This is a genomic window from Actinoplanes sp. HUAS TT8, from assembly GCF_051380535.1.
Lineage (GTDB): Bacteria > Actinomycetota > Actinomycetes > Mycobacteriales > Micromonosporaceae > Actinoplanes.
In genome coordinates, this window is the sequence record NZ_CP195646.1 from 6,313,941 (window position 1) to 6,336,814 (window position 22,874).

Consider the following 22,874-nt stretch of genomic DNA (forward strand, 5'->3'; position numbering starts at 1 on the left):
TGTGACGGGTGTCAAGACCCTTGCCGTAACCGTGCCCGGAGCGCGAGAGTAGGCGAGGTCGGCGGGCCTTTTCCGCCCGCCGCCGCACAGCACAACGCACCCGAAAGTTTCGGGCCCTTCCGGAGGAAACAACGTTGACCACAGAACAGGTGACCCAGCCGTGGCGCGACCCGGCGCTGCCCGTCGCCGATCGCGTCGAGGCGCTGCTGGCCGAGATGACCCTCGAGGAGAAGGTCGCGCAGCTGGGCAGCCGCTGGGTCGGCAACGACATGGGTGACGCCCACGACGAGGGCTACAACGCCGAGGAACAGCACAACGTCGCCCCGATGCAGGACGTCTTCGCCGCCGGCGGCACCGTACCTCTGGAGGAGGCGGCCCGCCACGGCCTCGGCCACCTCACCCGGGTGTACGGCAGTGTCCCGCTCACCCCGGCCGAGGGCGCGGCCGAGCTGATCCGCCAGCAGCGCGTCGTGATGGCCTCGCGCCTGGGCATCCCGGCGCTGGTGCACGAGGAGTGCCTGACCGGTTTCACCGCGCTGGGCGCCACCGTCTACCCGGCCGCGATCGCCTGGGGCGCCACCTTCGACCCGGAGCTGATCGAGCGGATGGCCACCGCGATCGGGCGCGACATGGCCGCGCTCGGCGTGCACCAGGGCCTCTCCCCCGTCCTCGACGTGGTGCGGGACTACCGGTGGGGGCGCGTCGAGGAGACCATCGGCGAGGACCCGTACCTGGTCTCGACGGTCGGTTCGGCGTACGTCCGCGGGCTGCAGACCGGTGGCGTCATCGCCACCCTGAAACATTTCGCCGGCTACTCGGCCTCCCGCGGCGCCCGCAACCACGGCCCGGTCGCGATGGGCCGCCGGGAGCTGATCGACGTGGTCCTGCCGCCGTTCGAGACGGCGATCACGCTCGGTGGCGCCCGCTCGGTGATGAACTCCTACTCGGATGTCGACGGCGTCCCCGCCGGCGCCGACCCGTGGCTGCTGACCGAGGTGCTGCGCGACCAGTGGGGCTTCACCGGCACCGTCGTCTCGGACTACTGGGCCGTCCCGTTCCTGGCCCTGATGCACGGGGTCGCCGGGGACAACACCGGCGCCGGCGCGCTCGCCCTGGCCGCCGGCATCGACGTCGAACTTCCGGACACCATCGGGTACGGGCGTGGCCTGGTCGAGCTGGTCCGCCGCGGCGAGGTGCCGGAGGACCTGGTCGACCGGGCCGCCCGGCGCCTGCTGACCCAGAAGGCCGAGCTGGGCCTGCTCGACCCGGGCTGGACCCCGGAGTCGTCGGTCACCGCGGCCGAGTTCACCGACCTGAACGCCCCGGAGAACCAGCAGATCGCGATCGACCTGGCCGAGCGCTCGATCGTGCTGCTCGAGACCGGCACCGCGCTGCCGGTCACCGAGCCGTTCCGGATCGCCGCGATCGGCCCGTGCGCCGACGACGCCCGTACGTTCCTGGGTTGTTACGCCTTCCCCAACCACGTGCTCCCCCGCTATCCGCAGCTCGGCCTCGGCCTGGACATCCCGACCGCCCTGGACGGGCTGCGGGCCGAGTTCCCGGCCAACGACATCACCTACGCCCGAGGGTGCGAGGTGACCGGCGGTGACCGCAGCGGTTTCGCCGAGGCGGTCGAGACCGCCCGCGGCGCCGACCTGGCCGTGGCGTTCGTCGGCGACCTGGCCGGGCTGTTCGGCAAGGGCACCTCGGGTGAGGGCTGCGACGCCGAGGACCTGCGGCTGCCCGGCGTGCAGGCCGAGCTGCTGGAGGAACTGCTGGCCACCGGCACGCCGGTGGTCGTGGTCGTGGTCTCCGGCCGGCCGTACGCGCTGGGTGACCTCGACGGCCGGGTCGCCGGGCTGGTCCAGGCGTTCATGCCGGGGCAGGCCGGCGGCGCCGCGATCGCCGGGGTGCTCAGCGGGCGGGTCCAGCCCGGCGGCAAGCTGCCGGTGCAGATCCCGCGCCACCCGGGCGGGCAGCCGGGCACGTACCTGCAGCCGATCCTGGGGGCCACGCACAGCGGGGTCAGCAACCTGGACCCGGTGCCGCTCTACCCGTTCGGCCACGGCCGGTCGTACACCACGTTCGAGGTGGACGAGCTGCGGGTCAGCGCCGAGAGCGTGCCGACCGACGGCGAGTTCGAGGTGACCGTGCGGGTGCGCAACACCGGCGAGCGCGACGGTTCCGAGGTGGTGCAGCTCTACCTGTCCGACCCGGTTGCCACGGTCACCCGTCCGGTCCGCCAACTGTCCGGTTTCCACCGCGTCGACCTGGCCGCCGGTGCCGGCGCGGAGGTGACGTTCCAGGTCCACACCGACCGGTCGGCGTTCACCGGCCGTGACCTGCAGCGCGTCGTGGAGCCCGGTGACCTGCGGATTCTCGTCGGGACGTCGGCCGGGGACCTGCCCTGCCAGGCGACCGTGCGACTGACCGGCCCGGTCCGTCCGGCCGGGGCCGGCCGCCGCCTGACCACCCCGGGGACGGTACGACCGATCCGGTGACCCCGCCGCCGGCTCGGCTCCCGGAGATTCCCGGGGCCGAGCCGGCGCCCGTTACATTCCCGGTCACGCTCCGGCATCGGCGGTGAGCCGAAGCGCTCACCCTCTGCTGCCCGACGGTCTGGTCGAATGCCGCGACGAGGTGATCGATACCGGATTGGCCCGTCTCATCGGGTCGGTCCGGGCGGAGAATGCGGAGAAGGCGCGCGCCACGGTGATGGCCGGGACGGGCACCGAGTCGCCCGGCGACGACATCACGGTCCTGGCCGTGCGCCGGAATTCCTGACACACATCTGAACAGCGCCGGAAACACGGAAAAATGTCTGCGCCCCCTTGTTCGCCACGGAATCAGCGGAAAAGATGGGGCGGCATGCACTGAACCCGAACCTGGAGGCCGGATGACCGCCAAGAAGGTACTTCACAATTTCGTCGCCGGCGCTGCGGTCGCGCCCGCCGACGGCCGGTACTCGGACCTCGTCGACCCGGCCACCGGCGAGATCTTCGCGTCCGCCCCGATCTCCGGCGCCGAGGACGTGGACCGCGTGATGAGCGCGGCCTCCTCCGCGTTCGACCAGTGGCGTAACACCACTCCCAGCGACCGGCAGAAGGCGCTGCTGAAGTTCGCCGACGCGGTCGAGGCCCGGGCCGACGAGCTGGTCGCGGCCGAGTCGCAGAACACCGGCAAGCCGCTCGGCCTGACCGCCAGCGAGGAGCTGCCGCCCGCGGTCGACCAGATCCGGTTCTTCGCCGGCGCCGCCCGCCTGCTCGAGGGCCGCTCGGCCGGGCAGTACATGAACGGCTTCGAGAGCTACGTGCGGCGCGAGCCGGTCGGTGTCTGCGCCCAGGTCACGCCCTGGAACTACCCGCTGATGATGGCGGTCTGGAAGATCGCTCCGGCGCTCGCCGCGGGCAACACCGTGGTGCTCAAGCCGTCCGACACCACCCCGGTCACCAGCGTGATGCTGGCCGAGATCGCCGCCGAGTTCTTCCCGGCCGGCGTCTTCAACGTGCTCCTGGGCGACCGGGACACCGGGCGCGCGCTGGTCGAGCACCGTACGCCGCAGATGGTCTCGATCACCGGATCGGTGCGGGCCGGCATGGAGGTGGCCGGCTCGGCCGCCGCCGACCTCAAGCGCACCCACCTCGAACTGGGCGGCAAGGCCCCGGTCGTGGTCTTCGAGGACGCCGACATCGCGGCCGCCGCGGCCGACATCGCGGTCGGCGGCTACTTCAACGCCGGTCAGGACTGCACGGCCGCCACCCGCGTGCTGGTCGCCCCGGCGGTCTACCAGGACTTCGTGGCCGCGCTGGCCGAGCAGGCCAAGGCGACCAAGACCGGTGCTCCGGACGACGAGGACGTGCTCTACGGCCCGGTCAACAACGCGAACCAGCTGGCCCGGGTGAACGGGTTCATCGACCGGCTGCCCGACCACGCCTCGATCGAGGCCGGCGGCACCCGCGTCGGCGACCGCGGCTTCTTCTGGTCACCGACCGTCGTGGCCGGCCTGCGCCAGGACGACGAGATCATCCAGAACGAGGTGTTCGGCCCGGTCATCACCGTGCAGCAGTTCACCGACGAGGACGAGGCGGTCCGCTGGGCCAACGGCGTCGACTACGCGCTCGCCTCCAGCGTCTGGACCAAGGACCACGGCCGCGCGATGCGGATGACCCAGCGACTCGACTTCGGCTGTGTCTGGGTCAACTGCCACATCCCGCTGGTCGCCGAGATGCCGCACGGCGGTTTCAAGCACTCCGGGCACGGCAAGGACCTTTCCGTGTACGGCCTGGAGGACTACACCCGCATCAAGCACGTCATGCACAACGTGGGGGCCTGACCGTGTCCGTCTCCGAGGATCTGCACAAGCGTCGGGTCGCGGCGGTCGCCCGTGGCGTCGGCTCGACGATCAACTCCTACATCGAGAGCGCCGGTGGCGGCACGCTCACCGACGTGGACGGCCGGGAGTGGATCGACTTCGCGTCCGGTATCGCGGTCACCAACGTCGGCAACGCCGCGCCCCGCGTCGTCGAGGCGGTCCGGGCACAGGTGGAACGCTTCACGCACACCTGTTTCATGGTCGCGCCCTACGAGTCGTACGTCGCCGTCTGTGAGCAGTTGATCGAGCTCACCCCGGGTAGTTTCGAGAAGCGGGCGGCGCTGTTCAACTCCGGCGCCGAGGCGGTGGAGAACGCCGTCAAGATCGCTCGGCACGCCACCGGGCGGCAGGCGGTCGTGGTGTTCGACCACGCCTACCACGGCCGGACCAACCTGACGATGGCCCTGACCGCGAAGAACATGCCGTACAAGCACCGGTTCGGGCCGTTCGCGCCCGAGGTGTACCGGGCGCCGATGTCGTACCCGCTGCGCGACGGCGGCCTCGACGGGCCCGAAGCGGCGCGCCGGGCCATCGACGTCATCGAGAAGCAGGTCGGCGCCGGGAACGTGGCGGCCGTGCTGATCGAGCCGATCCAGGGTGAGGGCGGCTTCGTCGTGCCCGCGCCCGGCTTCCTGCCGGCCATCGCGGCCTGGGCGGCCGAGGCCGGGGCGGTGTTCATCGCCGACGAGATCCAGACCGGTTTCTGCCGGACCGGTCAGTGGTTCGCCTCCGAGCACGAGAACCTGGAACCGGACCTGATCACCACGGCCAAGGGCATGGGCGGCGGGCTGCCGATCGCCGGTGTCGTGGGCCGCGCCTCGCTGATGGACGCGGTGCACGCCGGTGGGCTCGGCGGGACCTACGGCGGGAACCCGGTGGCCTGCGCGGCGGCGCTCGCGGCCATCGAGACGATGCGCGAACTCGACCTGGCGGCCGCCGCTCAGCGTATTGAGACCGTACTGAAGACTGCTTTGTCGGAATTTTCGGATCTGGGCGAAGTGCGCGGTCGAGGCGCGATGATCGCCATCGAGTTGGTGAAGCCGGGGACCTCGGAACCCGATGCGGCGCGGACCGCGGCCGTCTCCAAGGCGTGCCACGAGGCCGGGCTGCTCACGCTCACCTGCGGCACGTACGGGAACGTGCTCCGTTTCCTGCCGCCGCTGGTGATCTCCGACGAGGATCTTCACCGCGGGCTGGACATTCTGCGCGAAGCTCTCCGGAACTAGCTCACGAGTGTGCTCACAGGGAAGAATCGCGCCGTGAGCGAGACGGGCCTGGACGAGATCAACAAGCAGATCATCGATCATCTTCAGCGGGACGGGCGGATGTCCTACGCCACCCTGGCCAAGACGATCGGGTTGTCGGAGGCCGCTGTGCGCCAGCGCGTGCAGCGGCTCCTGGACAACGGGCTGATGCAGATCGTCGCGGTGACCGACCCGCTCACCCTCGGTTTCGCCCGGCAGGCCATGGTCGGCCTGCGGGTGAACGGGGACCTTCGGGAGATCGCCGACAAACTCGCGGCGATTCCCGAGGTCGACTATGTGGTGATCTGCGCCGGGCGCTACGACCTGCTGGTGGAATTGGTGTGCACCGACGACGCACACCTGCTCGACCTGCTCAACGAGAAGGTACGCACGATCGGCGGCGTCGCCGCCGTCGACACGTTCATGTACCTGAAGCTCGCCAAACAGACCTACGCCTGGGGAACCAGATAGATGAGTTTCTGGCTTGAGTCGCTCGGCCCGATCGAGCGACGCTCCGCCCTGCCCGGTGATCGGGACGCCGACGTCGCGATCGCGGGCGGGGGTTACACCGGCCTGTGGACCGCGTACTACCTGGCCAAGGCGCAACCCGACCTGCGGATCGTGGTGCTGGAGGCCGAGTTCTGCGGCTTCGGGGCGTCCGGCCGCAACGGCGGCTGGGCCTCCGGACTGTTCCCGGTCTCCGAGCAGAAGCTTTCCTCGAGGTACGGCGCGGAGCCCGCCCGGGCCATGCACGCCGCCCTGGAGGACGCCGTCGACGAGGTCGGGCGCACCGGCATCGACTGCGACTACGCCAAGGGCGGGGTGATCTCGCTGATCCGCACGCCCGGCCAGTTGCGCCGGGCGCCGTCCACCCGGCTCGACGCCGGTGAGACGCGCGCCATCTGCAACGCGAACGGGGTGCTCGGCGGGGTCTACAGCGAGCACTGCGCGGCGCTGCACCCGGGCAAACTGGTCCGCGGGCTGGCGGCCGAGGTGGAGAAACTGGGCGTAACCATCCACGAGGGCACCCGGGTGCTGTCGCTGGAGGCCGGCCGGGTGGTCACCGACCGCGGGACGGTCCGGGCCGACACGGTGGTGCGGGCGCTGGAGGGGTACACCCCCGAGCTGCCCGGATACCGTCGGGAGCTCGCGCCGGTCTACTCCCTGATGATCGCGACCGAGCCGCTGCCGGCCGAGGTGTGGGACCGGATCGGGCTCAAACGGCGGGAGACGTTCACCGACGAGCGCCGGTTGGTCATCTACGGGCAGCGGACCGCGGACGACCGGCTGGCGTTCGGCGGGCGTGGGGCGCCGTACCACTTCGGGTCCCGGGTGCGCTCCGAGTTCGACCGGGTGCCGGCCGTGTTCGGCAAACTCCGGCACACGTTGAGCGAGCTGTTCGGCATCGAGGTTCCGGTGGCGTACCGCTGGGGTGGTCCGCTCGGGATCCCCCGGGACTGGATGCCGAGTGTGGGACTGCACGACGGGGTCGCCTGGGCCGGCGGTTACGTGGGCGACGGCGTCGCGGCCACGAACCTGGCCGGGCGCACCCTGACCGATCTGATCCTGAGCCGCTCCACCGACCTGACCCGGCTGCCCTGGGTGAACCATCGGTCCCGGCGGTGGGAGCCCGAACCGGCGCGCTGGCTGGGCATCAACGCCGGACTGCACGGGACGGCGCTGCTCGACGCCTGGGACCGCTAGGACGAGCCGTCCCGGCCCGGGGCGTACAGCCCGGGCCGGGACGGTGTTCACGAGCGGTCAGCTACCGGCCTTGTAGTCCAGGGCCGGCTGCGACTGCGGGTCCGCGTTGGCGTGGTCCCGCAGCACGCGGAAGTTGGCGCGGTACTGGTCGAAGATGGCGTCCGAGCGGATGCGCAGCATCGTCTCGTCGTTCTCCCGCAGCGCCGCGTTCGTGTAGTTGTGGCTACCGGTCATGACCCACTTGCTGTCCTTGATGTCGGTGTAGATCCCCTCGATCGCCATGTACTTCGAGTGGACGAAATCACCGGTGTCCGGCGTCTGGTACAGCTCGATGCGCGCGTGGTTGCGCAGCGCCGCCAGCACGTCGGCGTCCGCGTCGGTGTAGACCACGGCGATCCAGCACTTCTTGTCGGCCAGGGCCCGCAGCTGCTGGGCGATCGCACCACGGGTGAACGTCCACATCGCGACCCGGATGATCGTGCGGTGGGAGTCCGAGGTGCCGACGGTGTCGTTGCCCTCGCAGGTGATGTTCTCGTTCAGCATGTTGTAGATCGTGTCGGTGGTCTTGTCCGTGCCGGCGCGCGGGAAGAAGTACGTCTTGGCGTTCCCGCTCAGCGTCGAGTTGTAGTAGTCGTTGGTCTTGACCGACGCGGTCAGGTCCTTGTGGTACTTGACGAACGCGTTGTACAGCCCGGCGTTGCCGACCAGGGTCACCGCGTTGTTCCAGAACACCGTCGCGTTGCTGGTGGTCAGGTTGGCCGAGGACTGGACGACGACGTTGGTCGACCCGCTCGTGTTCGAGAACAGGAAGAACTTGTTGTGGTTGATCGGCGTGCCCTGCGACCCGATACAGGCGGCGCCGGTGGTGCAGATCTTGATGTAGGACGCCGCGGTGGTCGTGGTGCCCAGGGCGGTCTTCAGGGACGCGACCGGCGCGGTGGCGGCCGAGACCGAGTCGACGACGACCTTGACGTTGACGCCGCGGCCCTTGGCCGCGACCAGGTTGTCGGCGACCGCCTGCTCGCTGAAGTTGTACATCGAGATGCGGATCTCGGAGCCGACGGCGGCACCGTCGATCAGGCTGCGGATGTGATCCCGGATCGCGTAGTACTTGGCCGGGTCACCGGGATCGTTGAAGACGGCGCCGTCGGTGACCGCGGCGAACGCGGGGGCCGGGCTCACGACCGCGGCGGAGACCGCCGCGGTCAGCGTCACGAGTGTGGCGGCGAAGAGCCGTTTGAGGCGCATGAAACTCCGATCCGGAGGTGAACGCTGGATGTCCGGCGAATTGCCGAGCGGCCAGCATTGCACAAGGGATCGAAGAATTCCGCCCCGTCGATGATGAAGATCGACTCAGGTCGTCAGCACCGGGGCAGGGTCACGCAGACCACGGTGCCCGTGGGATGGTTGTCGGCCAGGCGGATCGTGCCGCCGTGCAGGTGGACGATCGCGCGGGCCAGGCTCAGCCCCAGACCGCTGCCGTGGGTTCCCTGATGGCGGACGTTGCTGCCGCGGAAGAAGCGGTCGAAGACCCGGCCGCGTTCGGCCTCGGGCGTGCCGATGCCGGTGTCGGCGATACGGAGCTCGGCGGTCGAGTCGTCCGCGTGCAGGGTGATGCGGATCGGTGCGCCTGGCGGGCTGTACTTGATCGCGTTGGCCAGCAGGTCGTCCAGGACCTGGTGAAGGCGGTCCGGGTCGCCCGGCAGGTACAGCTCCGGAGGCAGATCGGTGCTGATCGTGTCGCCGCGGCCGGTGTGGGCGGCCGCCGCGATCGCGTCGGTGACCAGGGCGGTCAGGTCGACCCGGCGCCGCTCCAGGGTGAGATGGCCGCCGTCCAGGCCGGCCAGGTCGAGCAGCGCATCGGCGATGCGTTGGAGGGTGGCCGCGTTACGGGCGATCGTCCGGGCCATCTGCCGCCCGTCATGATCCATCCCGGCCGCCTCCTCGGCCAGGATCGTGGCGTTGGCCGTGATCGAGGTGAGCGGCGTGCGCATCTCGTGGCCGACCAGGTCCACGAAGTCGCTCTGGGCCCGGGCCAGCTGGCGGGCCAGCTCCTCGGCGCGACGCAGCGCCACGAACACGCCGATCTGGGCGGCGACACCGTCCATCAGGACCGTGAGCAGGTCCTCGTGGCGTTCCTGGGCGCCGGCGTAACACGTGAGCACGCCGAGCAGGGTGGTGCCGTCGTGGACCGGGACGGCCAGGACCGTGCGGATGCCGCGGCGGATGCAGATGTCGACCCGCTCCTGCTCGTACGGCGTCCGCAGGCTGAGGTCGGATCCGATGTCCGGCACCCAGATCGCCCGGCCGTTCTCCCAGACCCGCCCGGTGATGCCCTCGCCGCGGCGCGGGACGTGACCGAAGAAGCCGTCCGACGGGGTCCCGGCGGCATCCCAGTGCCCGACCGAGTGCAGTCCCGCGCCGGCCGTCTCGTCGATCAGGAACAGCTCGGCGCAGGGCCAGCCCAGCGTCACCGAGACCGCGCGCAGCACGTCGGGGGCGGCCCCCTGGACCGTGGTGGCCCGCTTCAGCACGTGCTCGACGGCCAGGTGGCAGGCGCGGAAACGTTCCGCGCGGCGCAGGGCGGTCACCTCGTGGGCGATCGACACCGCGCCGAGGACCCGGTGGGCGGCGTCGTAGATGGGCTGGGAGGTGCAGGCGAACACGCGTACGGGCTCGCCCGGGCACCGGATCAGGACGTCCTCGGCGATGATGTGCTCGCCGCGCAGCGCCCGCATCAGCGGGGTCTGCGCCCACGGCATCGGGCGCAGGTCCGGCCCGGCCAGGACCTTCTCCGAACTCTCGACGTAGTCCTCGGGCACCGGGCCGTCCGGGGGGAAACCGCGGACCTCGCGCATCGCCCGGTTCACGAAGACGACACGTCCGCCGGCGTCGCACGCGACCACCCCGGCCGAGAGGCTCTCCAGCAGGGCGCCGAGGAATGCATCGCTGTCCGGCGTGACGACCGGAGTCCCCAGCACGACCATGTTCCGCCCATTTTCTTGAGCCCCGCCGACATGAGACCATATGTACTTTTTATGCCCCGCAGCGTTGATCGTGCTCGTGCGGCCCGTGCTCCAGCAACTCCTGGATCGTCGCCACCAGTTGATCGTTCGGGCAGGGCTTGAGCAGCACGGCGCAGGCCTCGGCCTCCGCCGCCCGGGGATCACCGGGCGCGAGCTGCCCGGTCAGGATCGCCACCGGAATGTCACCGACCTCCGGGTGCTCGCGGACCTTACGAATCAGCTCCCAGCCGTCCATCCGCGGCATGCCCAGATCGGTGAGCAGCGCATCCGGATGCTTCTCGACGATCATCTCGAGCGCGGCCTGTCCGTCCGGCGCACGCAGCACGTCCAGGCCGGCCCGCTTGCAGACCCGGGCCAGGACGATGGCGATGTCCTCGTCGTCCTCGGCGATCAGCAAAGTGGCCATTCCGTAAGCATGCGCTCGTCACGAGCGGTCCGGGAGATTTTCGGACAATTACCGTCACCGATCTTCCGGCGGCGGGCCACCTGCCCACTCTAGCCCGTTTTATACATGCGGATACGACCTACGCACCGTGCGCCGAACATCGAGACGCGCGGATCACGTCAACCATCGATACCCTCGATCAGGTGACGCCACAGCTACCGATCGTGTTCATCAGCGCCATGGGCGAGCCGGGGCGATACTGGCAGCCCGTCCTCGACCTGCTCCCCGGCCTGACCACCGTCACCTACGACCGGCCCGGCATCGGCGACACGCCGCACCGGCCACCACCCAATCCGCCACTGCCGTACAGCGCGTTCGCCGACGAACTGGCCACCCTCCTCGACGACCTCGGCCTCGACGAACCGGCCGTCATCGTCGGCCACTCCGTCGGAAGCCTGATCGCCCGCGTCTACGCCCACCGGCACCCCCACCGGGTCGCCGGCCTCGTCCACGTCGACGGGTCACTCCCCCAGTTCCACGTCGTCCCCGGATCGGAAACACCCGAGGACGGCCCCGACGGCGACACCGACGCCACCGAGATCGACATCGTGAACGGGCAGGTCGAAGTCCTCTACGCCGAACCCCGGCCGGTGCCGACCCTGATCCTGGTCCGCAGCCCCGGCCGATGGGCCGGCGGACCACCACCACCCGGAGCGGACGCACTCTGGCTGGCTGCGCAACGCGCCCTGGCCCGGGAAACCGGGGCACCGCTCATCGTGGCGGAACGGTCGGGGCACCCGATCCCGCTGGACCAGCCGGACCTGGTGGCGCACGCGGTGCTCCTGGTACACGGGGCAGTGGTGGCGGGGCAGCCGGTGCGGGTGGACGCGGAGGTGCTGGCGGCGGTCGGGGGTCATCTCGACAAGCCCTGACCGCCAAACGGGTAGACCCCACCCTCCCGAGGGGGGAGCACCTTCCCACCTGCATCATCCCGCGAAACGCCAAGATCATGCCGCCGCCCTGTGGACAACCGGCCACTGTGGACAACCTCGGACGCCCGCCGGCAGGGATTAAACTCGGCCGATGAACGACGTCGGGCTGAGCATCGGGGAGATCGCCCGCAGGACCGGGCTGAGCGTGGACACCCTGCGCTTCTACGAGCGCGCGGGCCTGCTGACCCGCCCGGTCGAGCGGGATTCCGCGGGCCGCCGCGTCTACCACGAGGAGGACGAGGGCTGGCTCGAGATCTGCACCAACCTGCGTTCCACCGGCATGCCGCTGAGCGAGATCAAACGCTTCGCCGACCTGGTCCGCGCCGGCGCCGGCAACGAGGCGGACCGCCTGGACCTGCTGCGCGACCACCGCGAACGCGTCGACGAACAGATCCGCCGCCTCCAGAAGTTCCGCGAGGTCATCGACTACAAGGTCGCCGTCTACAGCGCCCACGTGGCCGAGGGCACCGCGACCGATCTCTGGACCGGCGCCGCCCCCACCCAGGAGACCCCTTCAAAAGCCAATTAAAACCCCGATTCGGTACGGCCACAGCCCCGCCCGCCACCACCCACCCGACCCGATCGACAGCAGCCGCGACGATGGCCGGCGACAGTCGACGAACCCGCGGGCGGCGGTGTCCGGCGTCAGGTGGGCCGGCTTGAGGCGGCCGGCTTGAGGCGGGCCAGCGCGAGGCAGCTCAGCGCGAGGCAAGTCAGCGCGAGGCAGGTCAGCGCGAGGCGGCGTCAACGCGGGGCGAGGTCACATAGGGCATGCCGCCGCGAGGCAAAGCCAGCTCGCCGTGAGAACTACACCGCAGGGCGGCACGGACCCGGGGTGCGGACACGGCGCGGGGGTGCGGACACGCGGACCTGCGCGTTCGCACCGGAAAGCAGCCACCGCTGGAAAGCGATCGCCACCGGAAAGCGTCCCGCCGGAAAACAGAACGGCCCGCACCCCCAAAAGGGAGCACGGGCCGCCCGGCCGAATCTCAGAGCCGGTTCCACGCCTCGGTCAGCACCGACCGCAGGATCTGCTCGATCTCCGCGAACTGGGTCTCCGTCGCGGTCAGCGGCGGCGCCAGCTGGATGACCGGGTCGCCGCGGTCGTCGGCGCGGCAGTACAGGCCGGCTTCGAACAGGGCGCTGGAGAGGTAGCCGCGCAGCAGGCGCTCGGACTCGTCGGCGTCGAAGGTCTCCTTGGTCGCCTTGTCCTTGACCATTTCGATGCCGAAGAAGTAGCCGTCGCCGCGGACGTCGCCGACGATCGGGAGGTCGAGGAGCTTCTCCAGGTACGAGCGGAACAGCGGGCTGTTGTCCCGGACGTGCTGGTTGAGGTTCTCCCGCTCCATGATGTCGATGTTGGCCAGGGCGACCGCGGAGCCGACCGGGTGGCCGCCGTAGGTGATGCCGTGGGCGAACCAGTTGGTGCCGGTGAGGAACGGCTCGGCCAGACGCTCGGAGGCGATCATGGCGCCGAGCGGCACGTACCCGGAGGTGAGGCCCTTGGCGACGGTGATGATGTCGGGCTGGTAGCCGTACTTGTCGGCGCCGAAGAACTCGCCGAGCCGGCCGAACGCGCAGATGACCTCGTCGGAGACGAGCAGCACGTCGTAGCGATCGCAGATCTCGCGGACCCGCTGGAAGTATCCGGGCGGCGGCGGGAAGCAGCCGCCGGCGTTCTGCACCGGCTCCAGGTAGACGGCGGCGACGGTGTCCGGGCCCTCGAACTCGATCATCTCGGCGATGCGGTCGGCGGCCCAGATCCCGAACTGCTCGGGCGTCATGTTCTCGTCCGGGCGACGGTAGTAGTTCGTGTTCGGCACCCGCATGGTGCTCGGGATCAGCGGCTCGAAGTCCTGCTTGAACGGCGGGATGCCGGTGATCGACAGGGCGCCCATCGAGCTGCCGTGGTAGGCGACCGCGCGGGAGATGACCTTGGTCTTGAGCGGCTTGCCGACGCGCTTGTAGTACGACCGGGCGAGCTTCCACGCGGATTCGACGGCCTCGGAGCCGCCGGTGGTGAAGAAGACCCGGTTCAGGTCGCCGGGGGCCATGTGGGCCAGCCGGCCGGCCAGCTCGATCGCCTTGGGGTGCGCGTAGGACCAGATCGGGAAGTACGCCAGCTCGGCGGCCTGCTTGGCGGCGGCGTCGGCGAGTTCCTGCCGGCCGTGGCCGGTCTGCACCACGAACAGGGCGGAGAGCCCGTCCAGGTAGCGGCGGCCGGCGGAGTCCCACACGTAGCAGCCGTCACCGCGGGTGATCACCGGTACCGGAGCGTCCTGGTACGAGGAGAGGCGGGTGAAGTGCATCCACAGGTGGTCACGGGCGGTCGCGGAGAGTGCGTCCACATCATCGGGCTGTCGGTCGGTCACGGGGGGTCTCCACTGGCCACTAGTTCCTGTTGTTACTACTGATCCTGCCGACGGAATCCGTCGTGCACAAGTCTTTAGACAACTATTTCCGCGTTATTTCCGGAAAAACCTAAAGACAAAACGCCCCGGCCGGCCACGAGAATGCGTGGCCGGCCGGGGCGTCGCGATACCGCGGTCAGTCCCGCTTGCTCTTGGCCCGGGACCGGAGGTTGGAGATGATCGCGATCAGCACGCCGGCCGCGAAGATCAGCGTGCCCATCACGTTGACCTGCGGCGGCAGGCCGATGCGGGTGGTCCCCCAGATGTACAGCGGGAACGTGGTCGCATTGCCGGAGATGAAGTTGGTGACGACGAAGTCGTCGATCGACAGGGCGAAGGCGAGCATCACGCCGGAGAAGACGGCCGGCAGGATGATCGGGAAGGTGACCTTCCAGAACGTCGTCCAGCCGTTGGCGCCGAGGTCGGCCGCGGCCTCCTCGATCGACCGGTCCAGGGTGATCACCCGGGCCCGGACCACGGTGGTGACGAACGAGATGGAGAACAGCACGTGGCCGATGACGATCGTCGGCGCGCCCAGGCCGGAGTTGAGCGAGACGAACAGGCTCAGCAGCGAGGCGCCCATGACCAGCTCGGGCGAGGCCATGGTGGCGAACAGGAGCAGGTTCAGCACGCCGGACCCGCGGAACTGGTAACGGCCCAGGGCGTACCCGATGCCGGTGCCGATCGCGCCGGCGATGAGCGAGCTCAGCACCGCGATGATCAGCGAGAGCCACAGCGCCGAGGTCAGCTCGTGGATCGCGAAGACGTCCTTGTACCACTTGAACGTGAAGCCCTGCCAGGTCTGGTTGAACCGGCCGTGCGGGTTGTTGAACCCGAACAGGATCATCACGAAGATCGGCAGGACCAGCCAGAGGATGATCAGCCAGGTGTAGGTGAACATCACCCCGGCGCCGGTGATCCGTCGGCGGCGCGGACGGGCCGGGGCGGAGACCGGGGCGGGCGGGGTCAGCGTCGAGGTCGTCATCGTGCCGCCGCATTCATGACGTCCTCGGTGCCGAGCGCCCGGGCGTAGGTGAAGACGCCGACCAGCAGCACCGCCATCAGCACGAACGACAGGGCCGAGGCAGTCGGATAGTTGGAGTTGGACAGGTACTGCGCCTGGATGACCTGACCGATCATGGTGGTGCCCGAACTGCCCAGCACCTGCGAGTTCACGTAGTCGGCGCTGGCCGGCACGAACGTCATGAGCACACCGGCGAAGACTCCGGGCAGCGCGAGCGGCAGGACCACCTTGCTGAACACCGTCGGCGGCTTCGCGTAGAGGTCCCGGGCCGCTTCGAGCACCCGCGGGTCGATGCGCTCCAGGGCCACGTAGATCGGGAGCACCATGAACGGCAGCGAGTTGTAGACCAGGCCGAAGATCACCGCGGACGAGGTGCCGAGGATGTGGAAGCCGGGCGAGAGCAGCCCGGCCTCCTTCAGCGGATGCAGCAGCACCCCGTCGTCGGTGAGCAGCAGCCGCCACGAGATCGTCCGCAGCACGAACGACACGAAGAACGGCAGCAGGATCAGGAACAGGTAGGTCGACTTCCGTTTGCCACCGTGGAAGGCGATCCAGTAAGCCATCGGGAAGGACATCACGATCAGGATCACCGTCGCGATGAGCCCGTACACCAGCGAGCGGATCAACTGGACGCGGTAGTCGGAGATGGCATCCACGTACGTCTGCCAGTGACCGGTGAACCGGTACCCGTTGATGACGTCGCCCTGCTGCAGCGACAGCGACACCATGGCCGCCATCGGAACGATGAAGAACAGCAACAGCCACAACCCGCCGGGCAGCACGAGCAGGTAGGGCGCGAGTGTACGTTTTACCCGGTTCATCGGCTCAGCTCAGTGTGATCGGTTCGAAGATGCTCTGGAATTTCTGCTGCTCCTCCGCGGTGTTGAAGTCCACGTAGTAGTGCAGCTTGGCGTAGTCGGCGTCGCCCGGGAACACCAGCGGGCTGGACGCCACGTCGGTCAGGGTCTGCTTGTCCTCGCCGGTCGCGGCGGCCGCGTCCTTCTTGATCTGCTCCTGGGCGGCCGGCACCGGGCAGACGTAGTTGATGTACTCGGCCAGCGTCGCCGCGTTCTCGACCTCGTAGAAGAAGTCCATCAGCATGATCGCGTCGACCGGGTTGGTCGCGGTGATCGGGATCGTCATGTTGTCGGTCCAGATCGTGCCGCCCTCGGAGGGGATGACGAACCGGAAGTCGGTGCCGTCGGACACGTTCTTCTGGAAGACGTCACCGGACCAGGCCTGGGTCAGCCAGACCTCGCCCTTGCCGAGCGCGTCGATGTAGCTCTGGTCGTAGTAGTTGCGGACCTGGCCGGCCGACTTCTGCTCCTTGAGCTTGGCCGCCGCCTTCTTCCAGGCCGCCTCGTCCGAGTCGCCCGGCTTGAGACCGGCCGCGAGCAGGCCGAAGTTCGCCAGCTCCTGGGTGTCGGAGAACATGCCGACCTTGCCCTTGAACTTCGGGTCCCACAGGTCGGCCAGCGAGGTGATCTCCCGGCCGGTCTTCTTGATGTCGTACGCGATGCCGGTGATGCCGGACGCCCACGGGATGCTGAAGACGTTGCCCGGGTCGAACGCCTCGTTCGCGTACGACTTGGCCGCGTTGGCCGTGTAGTTGGGCAGCTTGGAGTGGTCGAGCGGGGCGAGGAAGCCGCCGGAGCGGAACTGCCCGAACTGCACCGAGTTGGTGATCACCATGAGGTCGAAACCGATCGACTGACCGGCCGAGAGCTGGGGCTGGACCTTGGCGAACCAGGGACCCATCTCCTGGATGACTTCCTGGTAGTTGACGGTGATACCGGTCTTAGCGGTGAACTTCGCGAGCTCCGGCTTCTTCGGGTCCATGTAGAGCGGCCAGTTGGCGAAGTCGAGCTTGCCGTTCTTGACCTTGCCGCTCCAGAACTTCTCCACCGCGTCCGGGGCGACACTGGCCTGGGGCGTGCCCTTGCCCTGCACGCCGCATGCGGCCAGGAAAGCACCAAGAGCCGACGCACCGCCGAGGCGCATCGCGTCACGACGGCCGAACCGTCGTTGCGTCATGCCGCGGAGGAGGGAGGGGTCCGGCTTATTGGTCGGGAACATCAGACTCCGATCGGATACGAGTGCTGCGGGGCCCAGGTGAGGAAGACGCGCTCGCCACGAGACGCGACGTCCTCGGCATCGTGAGCATTCTGATCGAACACCACGAAGTCTGATCCAGCGGAGGTCACCACTGTGTAGTTGGTCGATGTCCCGTGGTAAACGACCTCGGTCACCGTCCCGCTGAGCACACTGCCGGTGACCTGCGGCGGGGTCCGGTGCAGGTCGATCTTCTCGGGGCGGACCGACACCTCGATGGTCTGCCCGGCGTGCACCGATGCCGGCACCGGGGCCACGATCCGCTCCCCGTCGCCCCGGTCGAGCACGGCGAGGCCGTTCTCCACCCGGCTGACCTGGCCCTCGACGATGTTCGAGGTGCCGATGAAGCCGGCCACGAACCGGGTCGCCGGCTTCTCGTAGATCTCGCGCGGCGTGCCGAGCTGCTCGATCAGGCCGGCGTTCATCACCGCGATCCGGTCCGACATCGTCAGCGCCTCACCCTGGTCGTGGGTGACGTAGACGAAGGTGATGCCGACCTCGCGCTGGATGCGCTTGAGCTCGATCTGCATCTGCTGCCGCAGCTTCAGGTCGAGCGCGCCCAGCGGCTCGTCCAGCAGCAGGGCCCGCGGGTGGTTGACCAGGGCCCGGGCCAGCGCCACGCGCTGCTGCTGGCCGCCCGACATCTCCTTGGGCTGGCGCTTCTCGTAGCCGGTGAGCGAGACGATCTCGAGGATCTCCCCCACCCGGCGCTTGATCTCGGCCGAGGCGACCTTCTTGCGCTGCAGGCCGAACGAGACGTTCTGCAGCACGTTGAGGTGCGGGAACAGCGCGTACGACTGGAAGACCATGTTGACGTCGCGCTTGTTGGCGGCGACGTTGGTGACGTCGCTGCCGTCGAGGAGAACCTTGCCGGTGGTCGGCGCCTCGAAGCCGGCGATCATCCGCATCGTGGTGGTCTTGCCGCAGCCCGACGGCCCGAGCAGCGAGAAGAACTCCCCCTGAGCGATCGCCAGGTCGAGGCTCTTGACGGCCGGGACCGACTCGCCGTGCGACAGGTATTCCTTGCGCACACCGACGAACTCGATCGCCGGGTGGCCGGTCCGCTCACCGATGGCGGACGGGGCCGCGACGGCGTGGTGCGGGGGAGACGTGGTCATTTGTGTTCACCTCAGAGGCGGGGGTGGTGAATTCAGATGGGGCAGCGGATCAGCCGTGAAAGCTCATCACGTGTTTGATCCGGGTGTACTCCTCGAAGCCGTACATGGAAAGGTCCTTGCCGTATCCCGAGTGTCCGTAGCCACCGTGCGGCATCTCGGAGACGAACGGCAGGTGGGTGTTGATCCAGACCGCACCGAAGTTCAGACGGCGGGAGACCCGCATCGCGCGACCGTGGTTCTGCGTCCAGATGCTGGCGCTGAGCCCGTACCGCACGTCGTTGGCGAAGCGGACCGCCTCGGCCTCGTCGGCGAACGGCTGGACGGTGATGACCGGCCCGAACACCTCGTCCTGGACCATCTCGTCGCGCTGCTTCAGGCCGGCCACCACGGTCGGCTCGAAGAAGAAGCCGCGCTCGCCGATCCGGTTGCCCCCGGCCACCACCTCGGCGTGGTCGGGCGTGCGCTGCAGGAAGCCGGTGACCCGTTCGAGCTGGTGGATGTTGTTGACCGGGCCGAAGAACGCCTCGGTGTCCGACGGCGCGCCGACCCGGGTGTTCTTGGCCGCGGCGGCCAGGGCCGCGGTGAACTCGGCGGCGATCCGCTCGTGGACCAGCACACGGGTGGCGGCGGTGCAGTCCTGACCGGCGTTGAAGAACCCGGCACCGGCGATCTTCTCGGCCGTCTCGGCGATGTCGACGTCGTCGAAGACCACGACCGGCGCCTTGCCGCCCAGCTCCAGGTGCACCTTCTTCAGGTCGGGGGCGGCCGCCGCGGCGACCTCCATCCCGGCCCGGGTGGAACCGGTGATCGACACCAGCTGCGGCGTCGGGTGCACGACCAGCGAGCGGCCGGTGTCGCGGTCACCGCAGACGACGTTGAGCACGCCCGCCGGGAGGAACTCGGCGGCGATCTCGGCCAGCAGCAGCGTGCTGACCGGCGTGGTGTCGGACGGCTTCAGGACGACCGAGTTGCCCGCGGCGATCGCCGGCGCGAGCTTCCAGATGGCCATGACCAGCGGGTAGTTCCACGGCGTGATCTGGGCGCAGACACCGATGGGCTCACGACGTACGTAAGAGGTGTGGTCCTTGAGGTATTCGGCGGCCGCCTTGCCCTCGAGCATCCGGGCCGCGCCCGCGAAAAACCTCAGCTCGTCCAGGACCGGGCCGATCTCCTCGGCACGCGTCGCCTCGACGGGCTTGCCGGTGTTGCGGCACTCGGCCTCGATCAGCTCGTCGGCGCGGGCCTCGACGGCGTCGGCGATCCGCAGCAGCGCCCGCTGCCGCTCGGCCGGGGTGGTGTCCCCCCAGACCTCGAAACCGGCCTCGGCGGCCTCGATGGCCGCCGCGACGTCACGCTCGGACGAGATCGGCGCGAGAGCGTACGTCTCCCCGGTGCTGGGGTCGACGACCGGGGACGTCCGCCCCTCCTCGGTGTCCGTGAAGGACCCGTTGACGAAGTTGCGAAGCACGGGAAATGCGGTGCTCACGGGGGACAACCTTCCGATCGGTGTGGGCGTGCTCACCCGAAGTGGGGGAACCTTGTCACACCCGAGACAGGTGTGACAAGGGAATCCGAAGTAATTTCCAAGCTTGAAACGGAATCCAAAGATTCAGTGCCCTGGAGACGACGCAATCCGGTGTCAGGAGGCGTAAAAACCGTCGGCGACAGTGAGCGCCTCGTCCAGGATCGCCAGGCCCTCGCGGACCTCGTCCACGCTCGTCGTGCAGGGCGGGACCACGTGCACCCGGTTGAAGTGGGTGAACGGCCAGAGACCGCGTTCCTTGCAGGCCGCGGCCACGTCGTTCATCGGCCCGGCGGCCGCGCCGGCCGCGTTGAACGGCACCAGCGGGGTCCTGTCGGCGTCCCGGATCAGCTCGATCGCCCAGAACACGCCCAGACCGCGCACGTCGCCGACGCTGGGGTGCTTCTCCTTGAACTCGGCCAGCGCGGGGGCGATCACGTCGTCGCCCAGCATGCGGGCGTGCTCGATGATCCCCTCCTCCTTGAAGATCTGCATGGAGGCGACCGCCGAGGCGCAGGCCAGCGGGTGACCCGAGTAGGTCAGGCCGCCCGGGAACGGCCGCTCGCCGAACGTCGCGGCGATCTCGTCGGAGATCACCACCCCGCCCAGCGGCAGGTAACCCGAGTTCACGCCCTTGGCGAAGGTGATCAGGTCGGGCGTGACGCCCCACTTGTCGACCGCGAACCACTCGCCGCACCGACCGAAACCGGCCATCACCTCGTCGGCGATGAACACGATGCCGAACTCGTCGCAGAGCGCGCGCACGCCGGCCAGGTAGCCGGGCGGCGGCACCAGGATGCCGTTGGTCCCGACGACGGTCTCGATCAGGACCGCGGCGATCGTGCCGGGCCCCTCGAAGACGATCGTGTCGCGCAGGTGCTTGAGGGCCCGCTCCGACTCCTGCTCCTCATTTTCCGAGAAGAAGGGCGAGCGGTACGGGTACGGACCCCAGAAGTGCACGACGCCGACCGCGACCGGCTCGTTCGGCCAGCGCCGCGGGTCGCCGGTCGCCGTGATCGCGGTGGCGGTCGAGCCGTGGTAGCTGCGGTACGTCGACAGCACCTTGTGCCGGCCGGTGTGCAGCCGGGCCATCCGGATCGCGTTCTCGTTCGCCTCGGCGCCGCCGTTGGTGAAGAACACCTTGTTCAGCGAGCCGGGGGCGACCTCGGCGATCATCCGGGCGGCCTCGCCGCGCTTGTCGTTGGCGAAGGCCGGCTGGATGGTGCAGAGCTTGGCCGCCTGCTCCTGGATCGCCGCGACCAGCCGCGGGTGCTGGTGCCCGATGTTGATGTTGACCAGCTGGGACGAGAAGTCCAGGTACTTCTTGCCCGTGTAGTCCCAGAAGTGGCTGCCCTGCGCCTTTTCGATCGGCAACGGGTTGATCAGGCCCTGAGCGGACCAGGAGTGGAAAACGTGGGCGCGGTCGTCCGCGCGCACCTGCTCTTCAGAGGTCACGACGCCTATCCTTATCGGGTCTGCGGGAAGCCGAGGTCGATCGCCGAGGTTCCCGGGTCGGGCCAGCGGGACGTGACGACCTTGCCGCGGGTGAAGAACTGGATGCCGTCCGGGCCGTACATGTGCGAGTCGCCGAAGAGCGACGCCTTCCAGCCACCGAACGAGTAGTAGGCGACCGGCACCGGGATCGGCACGTTCACACCGACCATGCCGGCGTTGACGTCGAACTGGAACTGCCGGGCGGCGCCGCCGTCACGGGTGAAGATGGCGGTGCCGTTGCCGTACTCGTTGTTGTTGACCAGCTCGACGGCCTCGGCGTAGGTGCCGACGCGGACGACCGAGAGGACCGGGCCGAAGATCTCGTCGGTGTAGACGGTCATCTCCGGGGTGACGTTGTCCAGCAGCGTCGCGCCGAGGAAGAAGCCGGACTTCTCCGGAAGGTCCCGGCCGTCGGCCACCACGGTCGCGCCCTCGGAGGCGCCGGCCGCGATATAGCCGGCCACCTTGTCCCGGTGCTGGGCGCTGATCAGCGGGCCCATGTCGACGTCCTGGTCGGCGCCGTTGCCGATCTTGATCTTCGGCAGCCGGGCCGCGATCGCCTCGACCAGCGGGTCCGCGATCTCACCGACGGCCACGACGACCGAGATCGCCATGCAGCGCTCGCCGGCCGCACCGTACCCCGCGCTGATCGCCGCGTCGGCCGCCGCGTCCAGCTCGGCGTCGGGCAGCACGATCATGTGGTTCTTGGCGCCGCCGAGCGCCTGCACCCGCTTGCCGTGCGCGGTGCCGGTCTCGTAGATGTACTTGGCGATCGGGGTCGAGCCGACGAAGCTGACCGCCGCGATGTCCGGGTGGACCAGGAGCGCGTCGACCGCCTCCTTGTCCCCGTTGACCACCGTGAACACGCCCGCGGGCAGACCGGCCTCGGCCCAGAGGCGGGCCAGCCAGAGCGACGCCGACGGGTCCTTCTCACTGGGCTTGAGGACGAACGAGTTACCGGCGGCGATCGCGGTGGCGCACATCCAGAGCGGCACCATGGCCGGGAAGTTGAACGGCGTGATGCCGGCGACGACGCCGAGCGGCTGACGGATCGAATACACGTCCACGCCGGTGGCCGCCTGCTCGGAGAACGAGCCCTTCATCAGGTGCGGGATGCCGGTGGCGAACTCCACGTTCTCCAGGCCGCGGGCAACCTCGCCGGCCGCGTCGGCCAGCACCTTGCCGTGCTCGGCGGTGATGATCGCGGCGAGCTCGCCGGTGCGCTCGGCCAGCAGCTCCCGGAACTTGAAGAGAACGGCCGACCGCTTGGACAGCGACGCCGACCGCCAGGCCTTGGCGGCCTCCTTGGCGACCGCGACGGCCTCGGCCACCTCGGCCGTGCTCGCCAGGGCGACCTCGGCGGTCTGCTCGCCGGTGGCGGGGTTGAAGACGGGGCCGACCCGGCCGGAGGTGCCGGCCCGCTCCGCGCCGCCGATCCAGTGCGCAATGTGTGTCATGCAGCCGAGATTA

19 protein-coding genes are annotated in these 22,874 nt (G+C 69.3%); 8 read left to right on the plus strand and 11 right to left on the minus strand.

The features are described from left to right. Positions 1–134 precede the first annotated feature (134 nt). From ACSHV8_RS28270 to ACSHV8_RS28295, 6 genes are all read left to right on the plus strand, one after another. Positions 135–2,501, plus strand: coding sequence for a glycoside hydrolase family 3 N-terminal domain-containing protein (locus ACSHV8_RS28270; protein WP_436520393.1), 2,367 nt, complete (start codon positions 135–137; stop codon positions 2,499–2,501). A gap of 82 nt (positions 2,502–2,583) precedes the next feature. Continuing rightward, on the plus strand, positions 2,584–2,784 hold the full coding sequence (locus ACSHV8_RS28275) for a hypothetical protein (protein ID WP_436520395.1): 201 nt from the start codon (positions 2,584–2,586) through the stop codon (positions 2,782–2,784). 112 nt (positions 2,785–2,896) lie between these two features. Then, complete coding sequence (locus ACSHV8_RS28280; RefSeq protein WP_436520397.1) at positions 2,897–4,333, plus strand: gamma-aminobutyraldehyde dehydrogenase; 1,437 nt, start codon at positions 2,897–2,899, stop codon at positions 4,331–4,333. Positions 4,334–4,335: 2 nt separating this feature from the next. Then, positions 4,336–5,598: a 4-aminobutyrate--2-oxoglutarate transaminase gene (gene gabT / locus ACSHV8_RS28285; RefSeq protein ID WP_436520399.1), complete on the plus strand. Its 1,263-nt coding sequence runs from the start codon at positions 4,336–4,338 to the stop codon at positions 5,596–5,598. A gap of 33 nt (positions 5,599–5,631) precedes the next feature. Further along, positions 5,632–6,087 carry an Lrp/AsnC family transcriptional regulator gene (locus tag ACSHV8_RS28290; protein WP_436520401.1) on the plus strand — a complete coding sequence of 152 codons (456 nt, stop codon included), beginning with the start codon at positions 5,632–5,634 and terminating at the stop codon, positions 6,085–6,087. Then, positions 6,088–7,320: an NAD(P)/FAD-dependent oxidoreductase gene (locus ACSHV8_RS28295; RefSeq protein ID WP_436520403.1), complete on the plus strand. Its 1,233-nt coding sequence runs from the start codon at positions 6,088–6,090 to the stop codon at positions 7,318–7,320. A 57-nt stretch (positions 7,321–7,377) separates the two neighbouring features. On the opposite strand, the gene ACSHV8_RS28300 is transcribed toward ACSHV8_RS28295, so the two are convergent. From ACSHV8_RS28300 to ACSHV8_RS28310, 3 genes are all read right to left on the minus strand, one after another. After that, positions 7,378–8,568 (minus strand): phospholipase D-like domain-containing protein, encoded by a 1,191-nt coding sequence (locus ACSHV8_RS28300; RefSeq protein ID WP_436520405.1) that lies wholly within the window; start codon positions 8,566–8,568, stop codon positions 7,378–7,380. Between the two features lie 113 nt (positions 8,569–8,681). Next, positions 8,682–10,307 carry an ATP-binding protein gene (locus ACSHV8_RS28305; RefSeq protein WP_436520407.1) on the minus strand — a complete coding sequence of 542 codons (1,626 nt, stop codon included), beginning with the start codon at positions 10,305–10,307 and terminating at the stop codon, positions 8,682–8,684. A gap of 49 nt (positions 10,308–10,356) precedes the next feature. Next, on the minus strand, positions 10,357–10,752 hold the full coding sequence (locus ACSHV8_RS28310) for a response regulator (RefSeq protein ID WP_436520409.1): 396 nt from the start codon (positions 10,750–10,752) through the stop codon (positions 10,357–10,359). Positions 10,753–10,934: 182 nt separating this feature from the next. Here ACSHV8_RS28310 and ACSHV8_RS28315 point away from each other — a divergent pair, with 182 nt between their 5' ends. Together ACSHV8_RS28315 and ACSHV8_RS28320 are read left to right on the plus strand one after the other, a co-directional pair. Further along, positions 10,935–11,663, plus strand: coding sequence for an alpha/beta fold hydrolase (locus ACSHV8_RS28315; RefSeq protein WP_436520411.1), 729 nt, complete (start codon positions 10,935–10,937; stop codon positions 11,661–11,663). Between the two features lie 151 nt (positions 11,664–11,814). Further along, the gene (locus ACSHV8_RS28320) at positions 11,815–12,252 is read left to right on the plus strand and encodes a MerR family transcriptional regulator (protein ID WP_436520413.1); all 438 of its coding nucleotides are present in this window, start codon (positions 11,815–11,817) and stop codon (positions 12,250–12,252) included. Positions 12,253–12,712: 460 nt separating this feature from the next. On the opposite strand, the gene ACSHV8_RS28325 is transcribed toward ACSHV8_RS28320, so the two are convergent. From ACSHV8_RS28325 to ACSHV8_RS28360, 8 genes are all read right to left on the minus strand, one after another. Continuing rightward, on the minus strand, positions 12,713–14,095 hold the full coding sequence (locus ACSHV8_RS28325; RefSeq protein WP_436520415.1) for an aspartate aminotransferase family protein: 1,383 nt from the start codon (positions 14,093–14,095) through the stop codon (positions 12,713–12,715). Positions 14,096–14,270: 175 nt separating this feature from the next. Further along, positions 14,271–15,119, minus strand: coding sequence for an ABC transporter permease (locus ACSHV8_RS28330; RefSeq protein ID WP_436520417.1), 849 nt, complete (start codon positions 15,117–15,119; stop codon positions 14,271–14,273). Beyond that, positions 15,116–15,979 carry an ABC transporter permease gene (locus ACSHV8_RS28335; RefSeq protein ID WP_436520419.1) on the minus strand — a complete coding sequence of 288 codons (864 nt, stop codon included), beginning with the start codon at positions 15,977–15,979 and terminating at the stop codon, positions 15,116–15,118. Before ACSHV8_RS28335 ends, ACSHV8_RS28330 begins: the two co-directional genes overlap by 4 nt. Before the next feature lie 4 nt (positions 15,980–15,983). After that, positions 15,984–17,192, minus strand: coding sequence for a polyamine ABC transporter substrate-binding protein (locus ACSHV8_RS28340; RefSeq protein WP_436520421.1), 1,209 nt, complete (start codon positions 17,190–17,192; stop codon positions 15,984–15,986). A gap of 41 nt (positions 17,193–17,233) precedes the next feature. Continuing rightward, entirely contained in the window at positions 17,234–18,388 is a 1,155-nt protein-coding gene (locus tag ACSHV8_RS28345; RefSeq protein WP_436520423.1) for an ABC transporter ATP-binding protein, read from the minus strand. 49 nt (positions 18,389–18,437) lie between these two features. Further along, a complete protein-coding gene (locus ACSHV8_RS28350) occupies positions 18,438–19,874 on the minus strand; it encodes an aminobutyraldehyde dehydrogenase (protein WP_436520425.1) in 1,437 nt (478 codons plus the stop codon). 153 nt (positions 19,875–20,027) lie between these two features. Then, positions 20,028–21,365 carry an aspartate aminotransferase family protein gene (locus tag ACSHV8_RS28355; protein WP_436520427.1) on the minus strand — a complete coding sequence of 446 codons (1,338 nt, stop codon included), beginning with the start codon at positions 21,363–21,365 and terminating at the stop codon, positions 20,028–20,030. Between the two features lie 11 nt (positions 21,366–21,376). Beyond that, on the minus strand, positions 21,377–22,861 hold the full coding sequence (locus ACSHV8_RS28360; protein ID WP_436520429.1) for a CoA-acylating methylmalonate-semialdehyde dehydrogenase: 1,485 nt from the start codon (positions 22,859–22,861) through the stop codon (positions 21,377–21,379). Positions 22,862–22,874 lie beyond the last annotated feature (13 nt).